At 42.5% G+C, this 22,847-nt stretch carries 15 protein-coding genes and 1 pseudogene; 9 read left to right on the plus strand and 7 right to left on the minus strand.

The features are described from left to right. Window positions 1-184, minus strand: a pseudogene (locus tag F9Y84_RS20825) (transposase); the annotation flags it as partial. Window positions 185-265: 81 nt separating this feature from the next. On the opposite strand from F9Y84_RS20825, the gene F9Y84_RS20830 reads away from it, so the two are divergent. Together F9Y84_RS20830 and F9Y84_RS20835 are read left to right on the plus strand one after the other, a co-directional pair. Next, window positions 266-463 carry a hypothetical protein gene (locus F9Y84_RS20830; RefSeq protein WP_147390502.1) on the plus strand — a complete coding sequence of 66 codons (198 nt, stop codon included), beginning with the start codon at window positions 266-268 and terminating at the stop codon, window positions 461-463. A 352-nt stretch (window positions 464-815) separates the two neighbouring features. Then, window positions 816-1,382, plus strand: coding sequence for a rhomboid family intramembrane serine protease (locus F9Y84_RS20835; RefSeq protein WP_147390503.1), 567 nt, complete (start codon window positions 816-818; stop codon window positions 1,380-1,382). Between the two features lie 46 nt (window positions 1,383-1,428). Here F9Y84_RS20835 and F9Y84_RS20840 read toward each other — a convergent pair whose 3' ends face one another. Next, the gene (locus F9Y84_RS20840; RefSeq protein WP_147390504.1) at window positions 1,429-3,504 is read right to left on the minus strand and encodes a M13 family metallopeptidase; all 2,076 of its coding nucleotides are present in this window, start codon (window positions 3,502-3,504) and stop codon (window positions 1,429-1,431) included. A gap of 287 nt (window positions 3,505-3,791) precedes the next feature. Between F9Y84_RS20840 and recR the strand changes: the two genes are divergently transcribed. Further along, a complete protein-coding gene (gene recR / locus F9Y84_RS20845) occupies window positions 3,792-4,391 on the plus strand; it encodes a recombination mediator RecR (protein ID WP_125252455.1) in 600 nt (199 codons plus the stop codon). A gap of 155 nt (window positions 4,392-4,546) precedes the next feature. Next, complete coding sequence (gene htpG / locus F9Y84_RS20850; RefSeq protein WP_147390505.1) at window positions 4,547-6,460, plus strand: molecular chaperone HtpG; 1,914 nt, start codon at window positions 4,547-4,549, stop codon at window positions 6,458-6,460. 116 nt (window positions 6,461-6,576) lie between these two features. Here the strand turns inward: htpG and tpx are convergent, their stop codons facing one another. Next, window positions 6,577-7,158 carry a thiol peroxidase gene (gene tpx, locus F9Y84_RS20855; protein WP_147390506.1) on the minus strand — a complete coding sequence of 194 codons (582 nt, stop codon included), beginning with the start codon at window positions 7,156-7,158 and terminating at the stop codon, window positions 6,577-6,579. Window positions 7,159-7,360: 202 nt separating this feature from the next. On the opposite strand from tpx, the gene F9Y84_RS20860 reads away from it, so the two are divergent. Together F9Y84_RS20860 and F9Y84_RS20865 are read left to right on the plus strand one after the other, a co-directional pair. Next, window positions 7,361-8,365, plus strand: a complete 1,005-nt coding sequence (locus tag F9Y84_RS20860; RefSeq protein ID WP_147390507.1) for a response regulator — start codon at window positions 7,361-7,363, stop codon at window positions 8,363-8,365. Between the two features lie 2 nt (window positions 8,366-8,367). Continuing rightward, window positions 8,368-9,345, plus strand: coding sequence for a sensor domain-containing diguanylate cyclase (locus F9Y84_RS20865; protein ID WP_147390508.1), 978 nt, complete (start codon window positions 8,368-8,370; stop codon window positions 9,343-9,345). Window positions 9,346-9,656: 311 nt separating this feature from the next. Here the strand turns inward: F9Y84_RS20865 and F9Y84_RS20870 are convergent, their stop codons facing one another. The 4 genes from F9Y84_RS20870 to F9Y84_RS20885 form a co-directional block, all read right to left on the minus strand. After that, complete coding sequence (locus F9Y84_RS20870; RefSeq protein WP_125252460.1) at window positions 9,657-11,159, minus strand: SpoVR family protein; 1,503 nt, start codon at window positions 11,157-11,159, stop codon at window positions 9,657-9,659. A gap of 17 nt (window positions 11,160-11,176) precedes the next feature. Beyond that, window positions 11,177-12,460, minus strand: coding sequence for a YeaH/YhbH family protein (locus F9Y84_RS20875; protein ID WP_125252461.1), 1,284 nt, complete (start codon window positions 12,458-12,460; stop codon window positions 11,177-11,179). A gap of 26 nt (window positions 12,461-12,486) precedes the next feature. Further along, window positions 12,487-14,409 carry a PrkA family serine protein kinase gene (locus tag F9Y84_RS20880; protein ID WP_125252462.1) on the minus strand — a complete coding sequence of 641 codons (1,923 nt, stop codon included), beginning with the start codon at window positions 14,407-14,409 and terminating at the stop codon, window positions 12,487-12,489. A gap of 186 nt (window positions 14,410-14,595) precedes the next feature. Further along, window positions 14,596-15,177, minus strand: a complete 582-nt coding sequence (locus F9Y84_RS20885) for a Fe-Mn family superoxide dismutase (RefSeq protein ID WP_125252463.1) — start codon at window positions 15,175-15,177, stop codon at window positions 14,596-14,598. A 376-nt stretch (window positions 15,178-15,553) separates the two neighbouring features. On the opposite strand from F9Y84_RS20885, the gene F9Y84_RS20890 reads away from it, so the two are divergent. From F9Y84_RS20890 to F9Y84_RS20900, 3 genes are all read left to right on the plus strand, one after another. After that, window positions 15,554-15,898, plus strand: coding sequence for a Grx4 family monothiol glutaredoxin (locus tag F9Y84_RS20890; protein ID WP_125252464.1), 345 nt, complete (start codon window positions 15,554-15,556; stop codon window positions 15,896-15,898). 547 nt (window positions 15,899-16,445) lie between these two features. Continuing rightward, window positions 16,446-20,903 carry a glutamate synthase large subunit gene (gltB, locus tag F9Y84_RS20895; protein WP_147390509.1) on the plus strand — a complete coding sequence of 1,486 codons (4,458 nt, stop codon included), beginning with the start codon at window positions 16,446-16,448 and terminating at the stop codon, window positions 20,901-20,903. A gap of 9 nt (window positions 20,904-20,912) precedes the next feature. Then, the gene (locus F9Y84_RS20900; RefSeq protein WP_147390510.1) at window positions 20,913-22,328 is read left to right on the plus strand and encodes an FAD-dependent oxidoreductase; all 1,416 of its coding nucleotides are present in this window, start codon (window positions 20,913-20,915) and stop codon (window positions 22,326-22,328) included. Window positions 22,329-22,847 lie beyond the last annotated feature (519 nt).

Consider the following 22,847-nt stretch of genomic DNA (forward strand, 5'->3'; position numbering starts at 1 on the left):
CGTCGATACAAAAGACGGTAGCTAACATCAGGAGCTTTTCTTCAACCCAATCACGGCGATGTGTATAGGATTTTCCAGTTAGTTTATCTTCACCGCATAAATACGCACGTCTAACGCAGCGGGAGATGCAATGATAGTATTTGGTATCTGTTAAGCTGATTTGGTTTTTACGGGCAGTCGCCATCGCTTGTTTCTCTCAATCCTTGAGTGCAGAGTTAAAGCGTAGCCGACTTTTAAAAAAGGCACAAATTAGTGGTGGGTGTCTTTGGTTTACCTCAAATTAGTGGTGGGTGTCTTTGGTTTACCTTTGGTTTACCTTGGTTTATTGCCTGGTTTATTATTGTTCATCTTAGATAGCAGTGCAGCCCATCAAGAACAGATGATGCAGTTGTTGTCTGACCCATCGAAAGCGGCTCAGTTTGCACGAGTAGTGTTTGATATGTTGAATGGTCTAAAAGGGTAGTCTACTGGAGCTAGGGAAAAGGATTGATGTGCGCTTATGTGTCAGTGCATGTACAAAAAGATGAGCTTAGTAACGTTACGACAAGTAAGATAAAAGTCTCAATCTACTATACCAAGATAGGGGTCTAGATAATTGCCACGGGTAGGATGAAGTAGCTCATGAGTGCTCCTATGGAGATTCCCGAATTTATAAAAGTTAATATATTATTTCGTTTCCCCCATTGGCTTTGTCTTAATTTATAATAAGTCGGCCGTTTGATGAGTATAAGGCTGTAAACGCAATTGGTTAAGTTTGCAAATTAATCAGAAATAGCGCCTAATAGGGCGCTATTTTTGTCTGTTACGGAAGTAAGATGAGTAAATACGCCTTGATTTTTCCGCCCAATTTTAAGCTAGTTTTGTACGCTATGGCGGTGATGTGTGTTGTACAGGTGTTAGGTGGTCTTTTTGGCTTCCCCGTCTATCGATTTGGGATTGTGCCTCATGATATTCACCATTTAAGTAGTGTCTTTACCGCACCTTTTGTACACGGTAGCTGGGGGCATTTGATGAGTAATTTACTGGGGTTAAGTATCAGTGGTTATTTGGCTGCGAGATTACCTAAGTTCAAGCGTTTAACATTTTTTATTGTGGTTGCGACAGGGCTGCTGGTGTGGCTGTTTGCTGGAAATGCCAATCACATTGGCGCATCAGGCATCGTAATGGGTTACTTTGGCTTATTGCTAGGGGCTGCACTGTTTAATCGAGACACTCTTGGGATCGTGAGCTTTGTAGCGCTGTTGGTGCTGACTTACTATGCCAATATAAGTTTTTTAGCGACCTTGTTTGACTTCTCTGCTCAAACGAGTAGTTCTAGCCATATTTTTGGTTTTTTAAGTGGGCTCCTCGCGGCTTATATCACCAAGCCCAAGCGTGTCTAATATAACCTGCCTGTGACGGCAGGTTATTAAGTTTCAGTTTGGCCAATTACCAGATACGGACGCGCTCTTCTGGTGCTAGATATAGTTTATCACCCGGTTTCACATCGAATGCTTTGTACCAAGCATCATGGTTACGAGGTGCTAACGCTCTGAAGCGGCCAGGAGCGTGAGTGCCTGCGCGCAGCTGGTTTAACATGCTTTGCTCAGTACGCTTTTCTTTCCATACTTGTGCCCAAGCAAGGAAGAAGCGCTGATCACCAGTTAAGCCATCGATGATAGGCGCTTCTTTACCATTGAGGCTAAGCTTGTACGCATGGTAAGCCATGGCTAGGCCACCAACATCGCCGATGTTTTCACCAAGGCTGTTACGACCATTTACAAAGTTGCCTTCGATAGGTTCGTACTTGCTGTATTGCGCAGCGAGCTTGTCAGCTTTTGCTTCGAATGCAGCGCGGTCAGCATCAGTCCACCAGTTACGTTGAATACCTTTTGCATCAGACTTAGAACCTTGGTCGTCAAAACCATGTCCCATTTCATGACCGATCACTGCACCGATACCGCCGTAGTTTACTGCCGGATCGGCGTTCGGGTCGAAAAATGGTGGTTGTAAGATTGCCGCAGGGAAAACAATTTCATTGAATGAGCTATTGTAATAGGCGTTAACGCGTTGCGGTGTCATACCCCAGCGGTTGCGATCTGTTTTTTCAAGCTCTTTCGCCACACTGTCGTTTCTGAAGAATTGACGTAGATTTTGAACATTGCCAACTAAATCATTGTTCTTAAGTGTTAGCCCTTCAAATGACTGCCATACATCAGGGTAACCAATTTTAGGCACGAATGCTGCGAGTTTTGCTTGTGCATTAACTTTTGTTTCTGCGCTCATCCAGTCAAGATTTTCAATGCGCTCACCTAGTGCTTTACGCAGGTTTTCAACTAGCTCAGACATCTGCTCTTTTGATGACTCAGGGAAGTGTTTATCTACGTACACTTTACCAATTGCAAAGCCTAATGACTGTGTGCCTGACATTTGGCTTACTGCACGCTTCCAACGAGGGCGAGGCTCTTGTTGGCCGCTTAAATGTTTACCGAAAAACTCAAAATTGGTATTAAAAATTTCTTCAGATAGCAATCCTGCATTTCCACTGATGGTGTGAAAAGTCAGGTAGTCTTTCCATACCGCTAAATCTTCTTTGTTGACAAGATCAATCATTGCTTTGATCGGATCAGGCTGAGACATGTTGAGTTGTGGTACTTGGTAACCAGTTTGCTCAAAGTATAGATCCCAGTTAAACCCAGGATATTCTTTTGCTAAGTCTTCACGCTTAATTTGGTTAAGGGTGAGGTCGCGGTTACGACGCTTTTCACGTGGCCAGTGGCCTTCTGCCATTTTAGTTTCAAGAGCAAGTATTGCTTGTGCTCGCTCTGTGGTATTGTCTAGACCTGCAAACTTAAGCATAGTGGCAATGTGGTTAATGTACTCTGCACGAGTATTAACAAAGCGCTGGGCATCCTCTAAATAATATGAGCGATCAGGTAAACCTAAACCCCCAGCTCCCATCGACATTTCATATTTGTTAGGGTCTAGGCGGTTGAACCACATACCACCACCAATTGGTGAATTGGCACCAGTTAACCAAGCTTGACCAAAGGCTTTTGTTAAGCTATCAGTGTTGTCAATTGATTTAATCTCATCTAATAAACCTTGAATTGGCGTGATTCCAAGCTTATTAAGCGTTTCAACATCCATAAATGCGTTGTAGAAGTCGGCAATGAGTTGCTCTTGAGCATTCAGGTTTTCTCGAGAAACAATATCTTCAATGATAGCATTGACTTGCTTTTCACTGCGTTCAGCAAGCGCGGTAAAGGCACCGTAGCGTGTCTTATCTGCTGGCATTTCATAGTTATTGTACCATGTACCACTGGCGTACATAAAAAAGTCATCGCCAGGCTTTACGCTTTCATCACGGGCTGTTAAGTCTACGCCAAACGTGCCTAATTCTGCTTTTTCAGTTGTGATTGTTGCTTCGGCTGGTGTATTTGATTGACTTGTTGATACCTTTTGCTCCGAGCATGCTGTTAGCATAATGGCAGCTATGGTGCTTGCGATAATTGTTTTTTTCATTATTAGCTCTCTATGATTATGTCGAGAAGTCAGCCCTTTTTGCAGCTAAATGTTACTACTTTTGGGAATGCTACCATTGTCCGGTGATTATGTCTCAGCTGCAAGCATTTGAGCTGAATTGGTGGTTAATTCAAGGCGAATGATTTTATTAAAGCAAAAATTGCTTGGGATTGAGGTTTTGCTGTTGTTGCTTTTCGTGCCGCGCTTTAAATCAGTATGAATATCCCTTATCATCTCGGCATTATTAAAGGTGCATGTGCACCGAACAAGCTACGAGAAGCTCATTTATGCAATTATCACCTAGTCTGACCGCGCTTATCGAAGCGCTACGTTGTTTACCTGGCATTGGACCTAAATCTGCTCAACGTATTGCTTTTCATTTATTGGAGCGAGATAGAGAAGGTGGCTCGCAATTAGGACAGTGTTTGAGTCATGCGATGCAGGCTATTGGCCACTGTAACAGCTGCCGTACCTTTAGTGAGGTTGATATTTGCGATATATGCCTGAGTATAAAGCGCCAAGATACAGGTCTACTTTGTGTCGTTGAGTCGCCAACAGATGTACTAGCAATCGAGCAAACAGGACAATATAGTGGTTTATATTTCGTATTAATGGGTCACTTATCACCGCTTGATGGTATTGGCCCAAATGAAATTGGTTTAGATGTGCTAGAGCGCAAACTGAATGACGGCAACATTAACGAAGTTATTTTAGCGACCAATCCAACGGTTGAAGGCGAAGCAACGGCACATTACATCTCAGAACTTTGCCACAAATATGGTGTTGATGCGTCACGTATAGCTCATGGCATGCCGGTTGGTGGTGAGCTTGATTTAGTTGATGGGATGACATTAATGCACGCGTTTAGCGGTCGTAAAAAGCTATAAACTATTTTTATTGTCCTGTTTTTAAGCAAACTCACAAAAAAGCAGGGCTGCATGTTAAAAATTTAATTTAGTCTCTTGAAAGTTTGTTCTCCCCCCCCATATAGCTAGCATAATGATTTAGAACACTGCACTAATTGCTTATATTGGAGAGAACAATGTCCGCAGCTCAAAAAGAAACATTAGGCTTTCAAACAGAAGTCAAACAATTACTAAACCTAATGATCCACTCTTTATACTCAAATAAAGAGATCTTTTTACGCGAATTAGTATCTAACGCTTCAGATGCGGCTGACAAACTACGTTACCTTGCATTGCAAAATGGCGACCTTTACGAAGGCGATGCAGAGCTACGTGTTCGCCTTAGCGCTGATAAAGATGCTAAAACCATCACCATTTCAGACAATGGGATTGGTATGACGCGTGATGAAGTGATCAGTTCATTAGGTACTATTGCAAAATCAGGCACAGCCGATTTCTTTAAAAACCTAACGGGCGATCAAGCAAAAGATTCACAATTGATTGGCCAGTTTGGTGTTGGTTTTTACTCAGCATTTATTGTCGCTGATAAGGTGACTGTACGTACTCGTAAAGCTGGCGAGTCTCAAGCGGTTGAGTGGGAGTCACAAGGTGAAGGTGACTTTACTATTGCTGAAGTTGAAAAAGCAGAACGTGGTACAGAAATCACACTACACCTACGTGAAGAAGAAAGTGAGTTCCTAGAAACGTATCGTCTACGTGGAATCGTGACTAAATACTCAGACCACATTTCTATTCCGGTAGAACTTTACAAAGATCCGGTTCCTGAGTCAGAAGGGCCTGACGGTGAAAAAATCGAAGCGCAGCCAGGTGAGTGGGAAGCGATTAACAGAGCGACAGCACTTTGGACTCGTGACAAATCTGAGATCAGTGAAGAAGAGTATAAAGAATTCTACAAGCACGTTGGTCATGACTGGGAAGAACCGCTTTCATGGGCTCACAATAAAGTAGAAGGTAAAACCGAGTACACTAGCTTACTTTATATTCCTAAAAAAGCGCCATTCGATTTATACAACCGTGAACGTCAGGCCGGTCTTAAACTGTATGTACAGCGTGTATTTATCATGGATGACGCTGAACAGTTTATGCCAAGCTACTTACGTTTCGTTAAAGGTTTATTAGATTCTAACGATTTGCCACTTAACGTATCTCGTGAAATCCTACAAGATAACAAGATCACGCAAGCTATTCGTAAGGGCTGTACGTCTCGCGTGCTCAAAATGCTTGAGCGTATGGGCAAAAACAAACCAGAAGACTATCAAACATTCTGGAATGAGTTTGGTAATGTAATTAAAGAAGGCCCTGCAGAAGATTTTGCAAACAAAGAAGCCATTGCAAAATTACTGCGTTTTAGCTCTACACATACAGACGAAAAGACGCAAAATGTGTCGCTTGAACAGTATATTGAGCGCATGAAAGAAGGTCAGGACAAGATCTACTATGTTGTGGCTGACAGCTTTGAAGCAGCGAAAAGCTCTCCTCACCTTGAAATCTTCCGTAAGAAAGGGATTGAAGTGTTGCTATTGAGCGACCGTGTTGATGAGTGGATGATGAGCCACTTGACTGAGTTTGACGAGAAGCAACTTCAATCAATTACTCGTGGTGACTTAGACCTTGGTGATATGGATGACGAAGAAACTAAGAAAGCACATGAGGAAAGTGAAAAAGAAGTTGAAGGTCTAGTTGAACGTGTGAAAACCGTACTTGGTGATAAGGTAAAAGAAGTTCGCTTCACGCATCGTCTAACAGACTCTCCAGCTTGTGTGGTAGCTGATGACAACGACATGAGCTCGCAAATGCAAAAGCTAATGGAGCAAGTGGGCCAAGCTGTTCCTGAGTCTAAGCCTGTATTTGAGCTTAACCCAGAACACCAATTAGTTAAGCACTTAAATAATGAGCAAGACGAAGACAAGTTTGGTCAGTGGGCTGAAGTACTGCTAGACCAAGCTATGTTAGCTGAACGTGGCAGCTTGAAAGATCCGGCAGGCTTCGTTAGCCGTTTGAACAAACTCATGTTAGATCTACAAAAATAGACCACTTAATTAAGCTGAATGCTAACATCTCAGCTTGATGAGGAAAAAGGCCGGACATCTTGATACAGTGTCCGGCCTTTTTTATGTCAATAACTCAGTAATTATAAAGTAGCAGGCTAAAGGGCTTGCAACGCAGATACCGCATCATCATAGTTTGGCTCTTTCGCCAAATTCTCAACTAATTGCTTGTAAACCACCTTATGCTCTTTATCGAGTACAAAGATAGCACGGCTAAGTAACCCCATATCTTTGATGAGCAAGCCATAATTCTCACCAAATGAATGCCATACAGCATCAGATAATGTTTTTACTTTGTCGATATTTTCAGCTTTACAAAAGCGCTTTTGTGCAAAAGGGAGGTCAGTGCTGATAGTCAACATGGCGACATCAGGGAATTGACTCGCTACTTTTTCATTGAAATGTTTAGTTTGTAAACTGCATGTACCTGTATCTAGACTTGGTACGACGCTAATTAATACCGCACGATTGCTAAAGTCAGCCAATGTGACCGGAGTAAAGTCAGCATCAGCGACTTTAAAATCAGGTGCAGCTTGACCGGTTTCAACCCCACGACCAAGTAAAACAACGGCTTTACCTTGCGCTTTTACTTTGCCCATATCGACAGTATTTTCAGGTAAATCATAGGCAAAAGATGCCACACTAAACAGGCTACTCGCCAAAACTAACGCTTTGAGCATAAAGTATTCCTTTTGAAGTTAACTTAATTGATTTGAGTGTATTATACTGACAGTAAGGAACCAAGCTTAAGTGACATTTAGATTGTAAAAATGACGTTGTTTTATTAACATGTGTCGCAATTTTAAGCTTTTATCTCATAAATATAATTAAACCTTCCCTGCACATTGCCGATATGCAATGGGAAACAGAAAGAGAGCTTGTATGTCTACATTAGTCCTAATTTGTGACGATTCAAAACTTGCCCGTCGGCAGTTGGCGCGTTCGCTGCCAGATGACTGGGATATTAAAGTGGAATTTGCGGAGAACGGACTTGACTGTATCAAACAAATTAAAGCGCTTTCTCCGGAGATACTCTTCTTAGATTTAAACATGCCGCAAATGGATGGCTATGAAGTGCTGCAAGCGATCAGTGAACAAGATCTCTCCGTGCTTACCGTCGTGGTGTCTGGTGATATTCAGCCTAATGCGCATCAGCGTGTGATTGAGCTGGGGGCGATAGATTTTATCCGCAAGCCCTGTGATGCCGCCAAACTTGCTGAAATCATTGAGCACCATGGTATAAAAGACAAAGCAATCAGAGAAAGTTTGGTTCATAAGCTTGGCGAGCAGATAGACCCTGAAATTCGTGATATCTATCAAGAATTAACGAATGTTGCCATGGGTCAAGCCGGTGATTTGCTAGCGCGATTACTCAACGTCTTTGTTGAATTACCTATTCCGAATGTCAACGTGTTAGAAGTTAACGAGCTTCACATGGCCTTACAAGCCATAGATGCTAGCGCAACGACATCTGGAGTTTGCCAAGGCTTTATTGGCGGCGGTGTTTCCGGTGAGGCGTTGCTGTTGCTAAATGACTCTAGCTTTAAGGAAATCGCTTCTTTGATGAATTACCACGGGGAGCTGAACACAAAAATAGAGCTAGAGCTGTTAATGGATATTAGTAATATTTTGATCGGTGCCATTCTTACTGGTTTATCAAAGCAGCTTGATATGCCATTTAGTCAAGGGCACCCCGTGGTGCTCGGGCAGCATTGTGATGTTGCTGAGTTGGTAAAGGCTAACAAAGCAAGGTGGCAACGAACGTTAGCAATAGAGATAAGTTATGGTATTGAAAACCATAATATAAATTGCGATTTGATGCTATTATTCACGGAAGACTCGCTGAAAACCTTAAAATATAAAGTAGCCTATTTATTGGATGATTAACTATGCCAGCAGCCGATTTTGACATGAATGAAATCCATTGGTTAATGGATATGTTTAACACCGTAGATGTTGGCCTCGTAGTGCTCGACCGTGACTACAAGGTATGTATCTGGAATGGTTTTATGGAGAATCATTCAGGATTATTACCAAGCGCTGTAAAAGACAAAGATATATTCGACTTGTTTCCAAGTATTGATGAGCAATGGTTTCGTTCAAAAGCAGAGCCTGTTTTTGTGTTGAAAAACCGTTCTTTCACCATTTGGGAGCAGCAACCTTACATATTTCGTTTTAAAAACTATAGGCCGATTACAGGTAAAGCGGATTATATGTATCAAAATGCAACCTTTATTCCCCTGACAACTGTCACTGGTGATGTCGGTCATATCTGTGTGATCATTTACGACGTAACTGACGAAGCAATCAATAAACTAGAGCTAGAGTCATTAAATAAACAGTTAGAAAAGATCAGCCGCACAGACAGTCTAACTCAGTTACATAACCGTGGGTTTTGGGAAGAAAGTCTCAAGCAGGAGTTCAAAAGACTGAAGCGCAGTCAAGGTCAAAGTGCATTGCTAATGTTCGATATTGACCACTTTAAACGCATCAATGATGAATACGGGCATAGCGGAGGAGATGAGGCTATTCGCCATATTTCCGATCTGCTGCGAAAGACCCTCAGGGAAACAGACACAGCAGGGCGTTATGGCGGTGAGGAATTTGCGGTTACTTTACTCGATACTGACGTCAAAGGTGCGGTCACATTTGCGGAAAGACTACGTTCGCTAATAGAGAATTCGTCTATTTACTACGATGAGCAACAGATAAAAATTACCGTGAGTCTAGGCGTTGCAGCTTTTAAAGAAACTTTTGAAAAGCATGAGCAGTGGATTGAAGCTGCTGACAGCGCACTGTACGTTTCAAAAGAAGGTGGAAGGAATAAGGTAACCGTTTATTCAGAGGAAATGGACGGCGAGTCCTAAGACGAGTCCTAACCTGAGATGCTGCCATAAAAACCAAGACTATGGCGCCTTCTTCGCTATTGGCATCGAGTCGTGAGGTGAAAAGGAAAGGGCAGTTAACACCCTTAGGCTAGAGCAAGATTAAGGCTTAAGGCGAACTTTAAAAAAACAAGTAAGTTCACAACATGCTCAGGCTTTGGAGTATAAAGCCAGCTGCTTACCTATTTACCTTTGTCTTTAATAAAACCTAGTGCTCTCTTTATGGAGGTGAAATTAAGTGGTGTTATCGCCTTAAACACACCACTTAATTGAACAAATCGATAAGCCAAGTATCATTCACCTTCGGTTTCTGGACATTGTGCGATTTGCTCTACTTTACCCGTTTCATCAACTTGCTCAAGGCGAACTTTAAACCCCCATAAGCGATAAAGGTGCTTTATCACCTCTTGCTTCGACCCTGCAAGTGGGATCCCACCCTGTGGGATGTATCTAAGAGTTAGCGATCTATCACCTCTGATATCAACATCGTAGACTTGAATATTTGGTTCATGATTACTCAAATTATACTGTGCAGAAAGTGCGCTGCGAAGCTGCTGATAGCCCATTTCATCATGGATAGCACCAACTTCTAGATGCGGTGATTTTTGCTTGTCAACAATAGTAAAAAGTTTAAAGTCACGCATCAGCTTTGGTGATAAAAATTGACTAATAAAGCTCTCATCTTTAAAGTTTTGCATCGCAAAGTGCAGAGTATCCAGCCAATTGCTTCCTGCAAACTCAGGGAACCATTGTTTATCTTCCTGAGTCGGGTTTTCACAAATACGACGAATATCTACCATCATATTAAAGCCCAATGCGTACGGATTAATACCAGAGTAAAATTTACTGTTGTAAGGGGGCTGGTAAACTACATTGGTATGGCTCTGTAAGAACTCCAACATAAAGGAATCACTTAATTTTCCCTCATCATATAGGTGGTTCAATATGGTGTAATGCCAAAATGTTGCCCAGCCTTCGTTCATAACTTGGGTTTGTCTTTGAGGATAAAAATACTGTGATACTTTACGAACAATACGTATTATTTCACGTTGCCATGACTCAAGTAGTGGGGCATTTTTCTCAATAAAGTATAAGATATTCTCTTGAGGCTCCGTTGGGAAGCGTGGACGGTCGTGTGTTTCTTGATCTTCGCCTTTTGGTATTGTGCGCCAAAGTTCATTAACCTGAGACTGTAAATAGTCTTCACGTTCTTGTTGGCGCTTCTGCTCCTCAAACATAGATATACGTTGTGGACGCTTATAACGATCAACGCCGTAGTTCATCAGCGCATGGCAAGAGTCAATCAGGTTTTCTACTTCGTCTATGCCGTACTTTTCTTCGCATTTAGCGACATAGTTTTTTGCGAATACTAAATAGTCAATGATAGACGACGCGTCCGTCCATGTCTTGAATAAATAATTACCTTTGAAGAATGAGTTATGCCCATAACAAGCGTGTGCCATAACCAGCGCCTGCATCGGCAAAGTATTTTCTTCCATAAGGTAAGCGATACAGGGATCTGAATTGATCACAATTTCATACGCCAGTCCCATTTGACCGCGTTTGTAAGTTTGTTCTGTTTGAATAAATTTTTTGCCATAGGACCAATGCGCATAACCAATAGGCATACCGACACTGGAGTACGCATCCATCATTTGTTCGGCCGTGATCACCTCAATTTGATTAGGGTAGGTATCTAGTCTGTAATGCTCTGCTACACGAGCAATTTCTTGATGATAAGTATCAAGTAAATCAAAAGTCCAATCAGGACCATCGTCTATTGGCTTATAGGTCATCGCACAACCTCCCAAAATTATGCAGCGCTTTGCTTATCTTTGTTCTTTTTGAACAGCTCTCTGAAGATAGGGTAAATATCCTCTACGCTTCGAATGTGTTGCATAGCAAAATTATCAAAGGCATTAGCTACTCCTTGATACTCTCGCCATAGGCTTTGATGCGCCCGGGTTGTTATTTCAATGTAAGCATAATACCGTACAGTTTTGAGCAGTTTACTTGAAAGTATTTGAGTACATTGCGGTGAATCGTCTGCCCAATTGTCGCCATCTGAAGCTTGTGCTGCGTATATATTCCAGTCGCCCTGCGCGTAGCGTTCTTGAATAATCTCATCCATTAGCTTCAGCGCGCTTGAGACGATAGTGCCCCCCGTTTCTTGCGAATAGAAAAACTCTTGCTCGTCCACCTCTTTGGCTTGAGTATGGTGGCGGATATATACCACCTCTATATCTTTATATGTTCGGGTTAAAAACTGATATAGCAAAATATAAAAACGCTTTGCCATATCTTTGGTCGCTTGATCCATAGAACCAGATACGTCCATCAAGCAAAACATAACCGCTTTGCTGGTGGGGTGGGGGCGTCGCTCGTAATTACGAAAACGCAGATCGTAATTGTCGATGAAAGGCACCGCAGCAATTTGTGCTTTCAATATTTCAATACGTTGCTCGATATCAATTATTTTTTGTTGCGGAGGCACCGGCTCAGCTAACAAATTGGCTAATTCCTCTTCTAACTCTTTTAATTCGCGCCTTTTGCTTGATGTCATGGCTATGCGTCGTGCCATAGAGCCTTTTAGACTTCGTACAATGTCTAAGTTGCTTGGCATACCATCGTTACAAAAGCCCGCCCGATGTGTTTTCATTTGCATCAGTTTATCCAACTGACTTTGTTGCAGGTTAGGCAGCTCTAAATCTTCAAACAATAAATCTAAATATTCATCTTTAGAAATAGAGAAAACAAAATCGTCTTGGCCTTCCCCTTGGTCACTTGCCTCGCCCTCACCACCACCTCCTCCCTGACCGGAAGGTGGGCGCTGAATTTTGTCACCTGTAGAAAATTGATCATTACCAGGGTGAATAAGCTCTCTATCTCCCCCCTTACCTTGATGGAAAGTAGGTTCGCTAATGTCTCTTTGTGGAATAGAAATGCTTTCGCCACTTGAGACATCAGTCACACTTCGTTTGTTAATCGCCTCTGATACCGCCTTTTTTATCTGCTTTTTGTAGCGGCGGATAAAACGCTGGCGGTTCAGAGTGCTCTTATTTTTGCCGTTAAGACGGCGATCAATAAAATGCGCCATATAACACCCTCTTGAATGCTTACAAGTTACTGTGACTTTCTTACTCTTAAATACCATTCAGAGAGTAAGCGAACTTGTTTTTGGGTATAGCCTTTGTCAACCATGCGATTGACGAAATCCTCATGCTTCTTCTGGTCTTCAGCCGAGGTTTTTGCATTAAATGAAATAACAGGAAGTAAGTCCTCTGTATTAGAAAACATCTTTTTCTCAATAACGGTTCTTAGCTTTTCATAGCTAGTCCATACCGGATTATCACCGTTATGGTGGGCTCTGGCTCTCAAGACAAAATTGACGATTTCATTTCGAAAATCTTTTGGATTTGAAATACCCGCGGGTTTTTCGATCTTCTCAAGTTCTGCATTTAATGCTGCGCGGTCAAACAACTGACCAGTGTCTGGATCTCGGTACTCCTGATCTTGGATCCAAAAGTCTGCATAGGTTACATAACGGTCAAATATATTTTGTCCATACTCAGAGTACGATTCTAGGTATGCTGTTTGTAATTCCTTACCAATAAACTCAACATATTGAGGAATAAGATAGCCTTTCAAGTGGCTCAAGTAACGCTCCTGAACTTCTGCGTTAAATTGCTCTCGCTCTATTTGTTGCTCTAATACATAAAACAAATGAACTGGATTTGCTGCAACTTCACTGTGGTCAAAGTTGAAGACGCGTGAAAGTATTTTAAACGCAAATCGAGTGGAGAGACCGTTCATCCCCTCATCTACTCCCGCATAGTCACGATACTCTTGATAAGACTTAGCTTTGGGATCTGTATCTTTTAAACTCTCTCCATCATACACTCGCATTTTGGAATAAATACTTGAGTTTTCAGGCTCTTTAATCCGCGACAGTGCCGAAAATTTAGCTAAAGTTTCTAGCGTGCCAGGGGCACATGGAGCTTGCCGCAATTCGCTATTTTCTATGAGCTTCTCGTAGATTTTTACTTCTTCTGATACGCGTAGGCAATAAGGCACTTTAACGATATAAACGCGGTCTAAAAACGCTTCGTTATTTTTGTTGTTTTTGAAGGTTTGCCATTCAGATTCGTTAGAGTGCGCAAGGATCAGCCCACTAAAGGGAAGTGCAGAAATACCCTCCGTGCCGTTATAGTTTCCTTCCTGAGTTGCAGTTAATAACGGGTGTAGCACTTTGATGGGGGCTTTAAACATCTCAACAAACTCCATTAACCCCTGGTTTGCAAGGCAAAGTGCACCTGAATATGCGTAGGCATCAGGATCATTTTGAGCAAAGTGTTCAAGCTTACGAATGTCTACTTTACCCACTAGCGCTGAGATGTCTTGGTTGTTTTCATCGCCAGGCTCTGTTTTAGCGATGGCTATTTGGTCAAGTATAGATGGATACCGCTTTACAACAGTGAATTTAGTAATATCACCGTTGTACTCATGTAAGCGTTTGGTAGCCCATGGCGACATTATAGTTTTAATATAGCGGGTAGGGATTCCGTACTCTTTTTCTAACAAGTCAGCGTCTTCTTGAGGACTGAACAGGCAAAGTGGGTGGTCGTTAACTGGTGAGCCTTTTAGCGAATACACCGGTACTTTTTGCATTAAATATTTTAATTTCTCGGCGATAGAAGACTTACCCCCACCAACAGGACCGAGTAAATAGAGCACCTGCTTACACTCTTCAAGCCCTTGGGCTGCGTGTTTGAGATAAGAGACTATCTGTTCAATAGCGTCTTCCATGCCATAAAACTCGTTAAATGCAGGGTATCTTGCTATTACTCTATTGGAAAACAGTCTACTTAGCCTCGCATCTTTAGATGTGTCAATCATCTCCGGTTCGCCAATCGCCATTAATAGTCGCTCTGGGGCGCTGGCATAGGCTGATTTATCATTTTTACAAATTTCAAGAAATTCCGCGATAGTGTACTCTTCTTCTTGCGCGGCTTCATATCTGGCCTGATAATGTTCAAAGATTGTCATAACGACCTCCAGTAAGCTACCTTGTATGGATTGCGGATCATAGATTAGGAAAGGTTACTTAAAGCTTAGTCGTGATATGAATAATACCCAAAAAAAACTAGATTTTTTATGTATTAATGTTGAATTACAGGCGCAAAAAAAGGTGCCTAAGCACCCTCATTATTGCATCAATGATGATAGTTGATGTTAAGCTAGGTTGCTGTTTGCAAAGTCCCAGTTAACAAGTGCCCAGAAACCCTTTAGGTATTCAGGACGGACGTTACGGTAGTCGATATAGTAAGCGTGTTCCCAAAGATCAACTGTGATAATTGGTGTAACACCTTCTTCAGTCAGCGGCGTAGCTGCGTTTGAAGTATTTACGATATCTAAAGAGCCGTCAGCAAGTTGAACTAACCAAGTCCAACTTGAGCCAAAGTTATTTACCGCTTTGTCATTAAAAGCTTCTTGGAACGCAGCAAATGAGCCCCATTTCGCGTTGATTAGCTCCGCAACTTTACCTGTTGGTTCGCCACCTGCATTTGGTGCTAAGCTGTGCCAGTAGAACGTATGGTTCCAGATTTGAGCAGCATTGTTGAAAACACCACCTTCAGAGCTACAAACGATCTCTTCTAGTGATTTACCTTCGAAGTCAGTACCTTCAATTAAACCATTTAGCTTTACAACATAAGTGTTGTGGTGTTTGCCGTGGTGGAATTCTAACGTCTCTTGAGAGATGTGCGGCTCAAGTGCGTTTAGTGCATAAGGTAGTGACGGTAGTTCAAATGCCATATTAATCTCCATTTTTTTGGTTGATTTGCCAACAACTCATACGAAAGCAAGCTAACATTAGCCCACTTTTCTATACCATTGGCTTTTATAGTGATACTATAATTCCTGACTATTTTACTCAAGTTTTGGCAAACAGCAATGCGTGCCAGTGACTTAATGACTTATAATACATATTCTTTGTGAACCGATGCCAAATAGCAGCCTTCACATGGGCAATAAATGAGCTCAGTTTAGGCGCTATACCGTTGCTTCTAACCTATCGTGCGGCTGGCGTAGTGGTTTACTAATGTGTGTTGTAATAGTGAGTAGCAAGCTAAAGTGCCGATATTAGCGTGCTGTACATAAATATCGGAAAAACGTCATTTTGAGGTAACTAATGGAAACTATTGATAAGATTAAACAACAGATCGAAGAAAACCCAATTATTCTTTATATGAAAGGGTCTCCTAAACTCCCTAACTGTGGTTTTTCTTCGCAAGCATCTCAGGCTTTGATGGCGTGCGGTGAGCAGTTTGCGTATGTAGATATACTACTAAACCCTGATATTCGTGCAGAGCTACCGCATTATGCAAACTGGCCTACCTTTCCACAACTTTGGGTTGAAGGTGAGCTGATTGGTGGTTGTGACATCATTATTGAGATGTTCCAAAAAGGTGAGCTTCAACCACTAATCTCAGAAACAGCTGCTAAGTATAAAAAAGATGATGCAGCGGCTGAATAATGTCATACCTGGCAGAGCATAGGCTCTGCCGCCCTAACTTTTCTGGTTAACTTCCTCCCTTTTTATACTTTTACTCGTTTATTAATCGCCTGATCCCTTCACTAGACAATTACTCGTTTCAATTTGGATCCAACTTTTGTTTATTTAGTTGACGTGTACGTCAACTAAAACAGGTTTGCCGCTGCATATTTATATAGCCATTCTCATGTAGTGCTTGTTAGCCAGTCTTTGGTTTATAGTAATTGTGTGAATATTTATTCATGTTTTAATTTTGATTACGTTTACGTAAACGTTTACTTGTGTGGATCTTGTGGCCATTACACACTTGTTGATACCGGTGTCATTTTGCAAATTTATATTCAATATTTTCAAAATGATAAATTTTGATTGATTTGGGTAACTTGTATTACCAATGAGAAATATTCAACTTAATGAATATGTATTCATTTTTGTGTTGACTCTACTTTCAATCAAGGCTAATTTTGAGTATCTGCCAGCATTTCGTCGTACCGTCATGGGCTGGCCGTTGTAGCAAGGGGAGGAGTCTATGCTATATGACTCAAAATTAGAAAAAGATAACTGTGGGTTTGGTTTGATTGCGCATGTGAGCGGACAGCCGAGCCATAAACTGATCCGAACAGCCATAACTGGTTTAGACCGTATGCAGCACCGTGGTGGTATTTCTGCCGATGGCAAAACAGGTGATGGGTGTGGATTATTGTTGCAAAAACCAGATAGCTTCTTTCGAGCTATTGCTGCCGAAAATGAGTGGCACATAGGTAAAAACTATGCGGTTGGCATGATATTTTTAAATCAAGATGAATCGCTAGCAGCAGCGGCAGAAAAAGTCATTTGTGAAGAATTAGAAAAAGAAACACTGACGGTGATTGGTTGGCGTGAAGTACCAACTGATCCATCCATGCTTGGCCCTATTGCCAAAGCACAATTACCTGAGTTTAAGCAAGTTTTTATCGGTGCGCCAGAAGGTTGGCGTCCTAAAGATTTAGAACGACGCCTTTATATTGCGAGGCGTCGGATTGAAAAAAGGTTGGAGCAGGACGAGCAATTTTATATTTGCAGTTTGTCTGGTTTGGTGACTATCTATAAAGGCTTGATGATGCCAGTGGATTTACCTAACTTCTATTCTGATCTTGCTGACATCCGTATGACGAGTGCTATTTGCGTATTTCACCAACGCTTCTCAACCAATACTCAGCCTCGATGGCCTTTGGCCCAACCATTTCGCTATTTAGCACACAATGGTGAGATTAATACAATTCAAGGCAATCGTCAGTGGGCGCGTGCTCGGGCCTACAAGTTTGCTTCACCGCTATTACCTGATTTACAAACGGCAGCGCCGTTTGTCAATGAGACTGGATCTGATTCTTCTAGCTTAGACAACATGTTAGAGCTGTTTTTAGCGGGTGGGATGGATCTGTTTCGAGCAATGCGTATGCTTGTGCCTCCCGCATGGCAGAAAAACCGCGCTATGGATGAAGATCTTCGCGCATTCTATGATTTTAATTCTATGCACATGGAGCCATGGGATGGCCCCGCTGGGATAGTGATGTCAGATGGTCGTTTTGCTGCTTGCAACCTCGACCGTAATGGCCTAAGGCCCGCGCGCTATGTGATCACTCAAGATGGGTTTATTACCCTCGCATCTGAAGTGGGCATTTGGGATTATGCACCTGACGAAGTCATTGAAAAAGGCCGTGTAGGACCAGGTGAGTTATTGGTGGTCGATACTTTACATGGCAAGATTTGGCAGTCCGATGAAATCGATCAAGATCTGAAATCCAGACACCCCTATAAGACTTGGCTTGAGCAAAATGTAAAACGGTTAACGCCATTTGAAGCGTTAGATGAGCAAGCATCAGGTAAACGCGATCTAGATGATGAGACCTTGGTAACGTACCAAAAGCAGTTCGGTTACACAAATGAAGAGCTAGATCAAGTTATTCGTGTGATGGGTGAAAATGGCCAAGAAGCAACAGGCTCAATGGGAGATGATACACCTTTTGCTGTTTTGTCTGAGGGGCACCGCTCAATCTTCGATTACTTTAGACAAAAATTTGCGCAAGTTACAAACCCGCCCATAGATCCGCTGCGTGAAAATCATGTTATGTCTTTGGCTACCTGTATTGGCCGAGAGCAAAACGTTTTTAACGAGACTACAGGTCACGCTAAACGCTTACAATTTGCTTCTCCAGTGTTAACGTATTCTGACATGCAGCAATTGCTGCATGCAGATGATGACCATTATTGCGCTTGCAAAATTTCATTAATATATAATGCAGAGGAGTCCTTGCGCGCAGCTATTGAACGAGTTTGTAAGGAAGCAACAGAAAAAGCACGTAGTGGTTGCGTTATGTTGATCTTAACCGACCGAGACATAGCAGCTGGAAAACACATTATACCAGCTGCTATGGCTGTGGGGGCAATACAACAACGTTTGGTGAATGAAAACCTACGTTGTGATGCAAATATCATTGTTGAAACCGGCAGTGTTCGAGATCCCCACCAATTTGCGGTATTACTGGGCTTTGGTGCCACCGCAATTTATCCCTATTTAGCATATGAAACACTGGTTGATATGTGTGACAAGAAGGTCATTCAAAAATCATATCGGGAAGTTACACTGTCATATCGTGGCGCTATAAATAAAGGTTTATACAAAATCATGTCGAAAATGGGGATCAGTACAATTGCATCCTACCGTTGCTCGATGTTATTTGAAGCCGTAGGTTTGTCTGATGAAGTGGTAGAGTTGTGCTTCAACGGCGTTGCAAACCGTATTAAAGGTGCATGTTTTGATGATTTTGCATTAGAACAACAACAGCTAAACAAACTCGCGTTTAGTAGACGCAAGTTATTATCACATGGTGGTCTATTAAAGTACGTACATGGTGGTGAGTACCATGCCTACAATCCAGATGTTGTACAAACGTTACAAACAGCGGTGCGTTCGGGGAATTATCAGGACTATATAAAATATGCAGAGCTTGTAAATAATCGTCCCGTCACCAATTTACGAGATATGTTAAAGCTCAAAACGGAACAGAACTCAATTGATCTTGAGGAAGTGGAACCAGCAACAGAGCTTTATAAGCGTTTTGACTCCGCAGCAATGAGTATCGGTGCATTATCTCCTGAAGCGCACGAAGCGCTGGCTATTGCTATGAATCGTCTTGGGGGCTGTTCAAATTCTGGTGAGGGGGGCGAAGACAAGCTCCGTTTTGGCACTGAAAAGAATTCCCGCATCAAGCAAGTTGCGTCTGGGCGGTTTGGCGTGACGCCGCATTATTTGCGCTCTGCTGATGTTATTCAAATTAAAGTGGCTCAAGGCGCAAAACCGGGGGAGGGAGGTCAGCTACCAGGTGAAAAGGTGACGCCTTACATCGCGAAACTTCGCTATTCAGTTCCAGGTGTTACTTTGATTTCGCCGCCACCACATCACGATATTTACTCTATTGAAGACTTAGCACAACTGATTTTTGACCTAAAACAGGTAAATCCAGAGGCGATGATCTCGGTCAAGCTGGTTTCAGAACCAGGTGTCGGCACCATAGCGACAGGTGTTGCCAAGGCATATGCCGACCTTATTACCATAGCGGGCTATGATGGCGGCACAGGGGCAAGTCCACTGACATCAGTGAAGTATGCAGGTAGTCCTTGGGAACTGGGACTTGCAGAGACTCAACAAGCATTGGTTGAAAATGGTTTACGTCACCGGATCAGGCTGCAAACCGACGGTGGTCTAAAAACAGGGTTAGATATTATCAAGGCCGCTATTCTTGGTGCAGAAAGCTTTGGTTTTGGTACAGGTCCTATGGTTGCACTCGGCTGTAAATATCTCAGGATCTGTCATCTCAATAATTGTGCAACGGGTGTTGCAACACAGGATGATACGTTGCGTCAAAAACATTATCACGGCCTGCCTGAAATGGCGATGAACTACTTTAAGTTTATTGCACAAGAAGCGCGCGAAATTATGGCATCGCTTGGTGTTACTAAATTAACAGACTTAATAGGAAGGACAGATTTACTTGATGTGATTGAAGGAAATACAGCGAAGCAGAAAAAGTTAGATTTAACTCCGTTATTAGCGAAGCCAAATAATCCATCAAATGAAGCTTTATATTGCACGCATACTAACCCGTCACACTATAGTGGTGCATTAAACGAAAGCTTGCTTGAGAAGGCGAAATCAGCAATAGATGATATGACAGGTACCTCGTTGGTTAGTCGGATCTCCAATACAGATAGAGCAATTGGTGCGATGCTATCAGGCTATATAGCCAGTAAACATGGTAATCAAGGTATGGCCGCTGATCCGGTAGCTATTGAGCTACATGGTACTGCGGGACAATCTTTTGGAGTTTGGAATGCGGGTGGTCTTGAAATGACGCTGGTGGGAGATGCAAATGACTACGTAGGCAAAGGTATGGCTGGTGGTAAGTTGGTTATTCGCCCGCCGGTTGGCTCTAGTTTTGCATCACATCAAGCCGCAATTATCGGTAATACCTGTTTGTATGGTGCAACAGGCGGTAAGTTATTTGCAGCAGGTCGCGCTGGAGAGCGCTTTGCGGTGAGGAATTCAGGTGTACAAGCCGTCGTCGAAGGCCTTGGTGATAATGGTTGTGAATACATGACGGGAGGCGTGGTGTGTGTGCTTGGTCAAGTTGGCGTTAACTTTGGGGCAGGTATGACCGGTGGTTTTGCCTACGTACTTGACGAAGAGAGTGATTTTGATAAGCGCATCAACCCTGAGTTGGTCGAGTTGGTCGACCTCAAAGCGCTGGCATCGCACCAAGAGCATCTACGCGGTTTAATTGCAGAGCATTTAGATTTAACCAGTTCAACCCGAGCTGAGCAGATCTTAGCTAATTTTGAGTTGTATTTACCAATGTTTAAACTGGTAAAGCCAAAGTCGAGCGATCTAAATAGTTTACTTGGCCACCGAGCGCGTAGTAGCGCTGAGCTACGAATTCAGGCGCAGTAGGAGAGAGCAATGAGCGAGAACGTTTACCAATTTATCGATGTACAACGTGTAGATCCGCGAAAAAAGCCTATTTCTACACGTAAGCAATCTTTTGTTGAGATCTATGAGCCGTTTTCAGAGCAACAAGTACATTCACAATCAGACCGTTGTTTAGATTGCGGAAACCCTTACTGCGAGTGGAAATGTCCGGTACATAATTACATTCCACAATGGCTTAAACTAATCCGTACAGGCCGGATTATTGAAGCTGCAGAGTTATCTCATCGCACCAACAGTTTGCCCGAGGTATGTGGTCGAGTTTGTCCACAAGATAGACTTTGTGAAGGGTCATGTACACTTAATGAAGAGTTTGGGGCTGTCACTATCGGTAATATTGAAAAGTACATTACTGATACAGCGTTTGCACAAGGCTGGAAACCAGACTTATCCTACGTCACTTGGACAGACAAAAAAGTAGCTATTATTGGGGCAGGGCCAGCTGGGCTCGGTTGTGCTGATATTTTGGTTCGCAATGGTGTCAAAGCCGTAGTTTATGACCGTAACCCTGAAATTGGGGGGTTATTAACCTTTGGGATCCCGTCATTTAAATTAGAAAAGTCGGTTATGGAAAACCGCCGTGAGATTTTCACTGAAATGGGCGTAGAGTTTAAACTCAACACTGAAGTTGGTCGAGATATCTCAATGGACGAGCTATTGTCACAGTACGATGCCGTATTTTTAGGAGTCGGGACATACCAAAGCATGAAGGGCAATCTGGAAAATGAAGATGCCGATGGTGTTTATGAAGCGCTTCCTTTTTTGATTGGCAATACCAATCGCGTCATGGGCTATGACGAAACACAGCATAGCTATGTAAATATGGCTGGTAAACGTGTTGTTGTGTTAGGTGGCGGTGACACGGCAATGGACTGTGTGAGAACTTCAGTTAGGCAAAACGCACAATCTGTCATTTGCGCATACCGCCGTGATGAAGAGAATATGCCAGGGTCTGTACGTGAGGTGAAAAACGCCAAAGAAGAAGGGGTGGAGTTTAAATTTAACCTGCAACCTGTGGGTATTGAAGTTGACGATACTGGTAAAGTAAGTGGTGTAAAAATGGTCAATACGCAGCTGGGTGAACCCGATGCCAATGGCCGACGACGTGCCGAAATTGTAGCGGGTTCAGAGCACATACTGGAAGCTGATGCCGTGATCGTGGCATTTGGTTTTAAACCTCATGACCTTGATTGGTTAGCGCAATATGATGTGGCAATAAATCACTGGGGTGGTATTGTGGCACCAGAAAAAGGTGCATTTACTCATCAAACAAGTAACCCAAAGGTTTTTGCTGGTGGTGATGCTGTTCGAGGTTCTGATTTAGTAGTTACTGCTATTTTTGAAGGTAGAAACGCCGCTGAAGGTATTTTGGATTACTTGGAAGTATAAGACCTATTTTGTCTTGGCGCTGCCTCAACCTGAAGGCGTAAATTGGCGGCTAACTCGGTTCAAAGCTCTCTTAGAAAAACTAAGCAGTATAATTCTTACCCAGTTAGTTCCAAGCGCTCTCACCCTAAAATAGAACACTTAATTCAGTAAATAGATATAGCTGACGAAATAACTTTTGTCGTTCATAAACCCCACTTACAGTCATTGTAACTGGGGTTTTTATTTACGTTTTTTAATTAGGCTATTACTCTAAAGCTCAGTAATTTAAGAGGTGAATATCAGTGAATTAATACCAAGTACGTTAATTAATCAATCTATTTTTAGGCCAGAAAATCTTATCGATAGCACTGCTACCTAGTCCTGCTACCTTCGAAGTACCAACATCCATGGAGACGCGAATTCAACTCCGAAGTGCACCACTCGCTAAATTAAGCTGCTTTACGTACTTTGCGTAATTTATTGAATACAACAGCAGGCTGTTTATACCCTAAACACTTTCTCGGTCTGGCATTTAATGCC

It is taken from the genome of Pseudoalteromonas peptidolytica, from assembly GCF_012641745.1.
Taxonomy (GTDB): Bacteria; Pseudomonadota; Gammaproteobacteria; order Enterobacterales; family Alteromonadaceae; genus Pseudoalteromonas; species Pseudoalteromonas peptidolytica.

What these genes read in the sequence shown, in the direction of transcription:
- F9Y84_RS20870 (WP_125252460.1), bottom strand. Translation starts at nt 11,159, where the DNA reads ATGACCTATAAGCCAATAGACGATGGTCCTGATTGGACTTTTGATTTA.
- F9Y84_RS20875 (WP_125252461.1), bottom strand. Translation starts at nt 12,460, where the DNA reads ATGGCGCATTTTATTGATCGCCGTCTTAACGGCAAAAATAAGAGCACT.
- F9Y84_RS20860 (WP_147390507.1), top strand. Translation starts at nt 7,361, where the DNA reads ATGTCTACATTAGTCCTAATTTGTGACGATTCAAAACTTGCCCGTCGG.
- htpG (WP_147390505.1), top strand. Translation starts at nt 4,547, where the DNA reads ATGTCCGCAGCTCAAAAAGAAACATTAGGCTTTCAAACAGAAGTCAAA.
- tpx (WP_147390506.1), bottom strand. Translation starts at nt 7,158, where the DNA reads ATGCTCAAAGCGTTAGTTTTGGCGAGTAGCCTGTTTAGTGTGGCATCT.
- F9Y84_RS20885 (WP_125252463.1), bottom strand. Translation starts at nt 15,177, where the DNA reads ATGGCATTTGAACTACCGTCACTACCTTATGCACTAAACGCACTTGAG.
- gltB (WP_147390509.1), top strand. Translation starts at nt 16,446, where the DNA reads ATGCTATATGACTCAAAATTAGAAAAAGATAACTGTGGGTTTGGTTTG.
- F9Y84_RS20865 (WP_147390508.1), top strand. Translation starts at nt 8,368, where the DNA reads ATGCCAGCAGCCGATTTTGACATGAATGAAATCCATTGGTTAATGGAT.
- F9Y84_RS20835 (WP_147390503.1), top strand. Translation starts at nt 816, where the DNA reads ATGAGTAAATACGCCTTGATTTTTCCGCCCAATTTTAAGCTAGTTTTG.
- F9Y84_RS20890 (WP_125252464.1), top strand. Translation starts at nt 15,554, where the DNA reads ATGGAAACTATTGATAAGATTAAACAACAGATCGAAGAAAACCCAATT.
- recR (WP_125252455.1), top strand. Translation starts at nt 3,792, where the DNA reads ATGCAATTATCACCTAGTCTGACCGCGCTTATCGAAGCGCTACGTTGT.
- F9Y84_RS20880 (WP_125252462.1), bottom strand. Translation starts at nt 14,409, where the DNA reads ATGACAATCTTTGAACATTATCAGGCCAGATATGAAGCCGCGCAAGAA.
- F9Y84_RS20900 (WP_147390510.1), top strand. Translation starts at nt 20,913, where the DNA reads ATGAGCGAGAACGTTTACCAATTTATCGATGTACAACGTGTAGATCCG.
- F9Y84_RS20840 (WP_147390504.1), bottom strand. Translation starts at nt 3,504, where the DNA reads ATGAAAAAAACAATTATCGCAAGCACCATAGCTGCCATTATGCTAACA.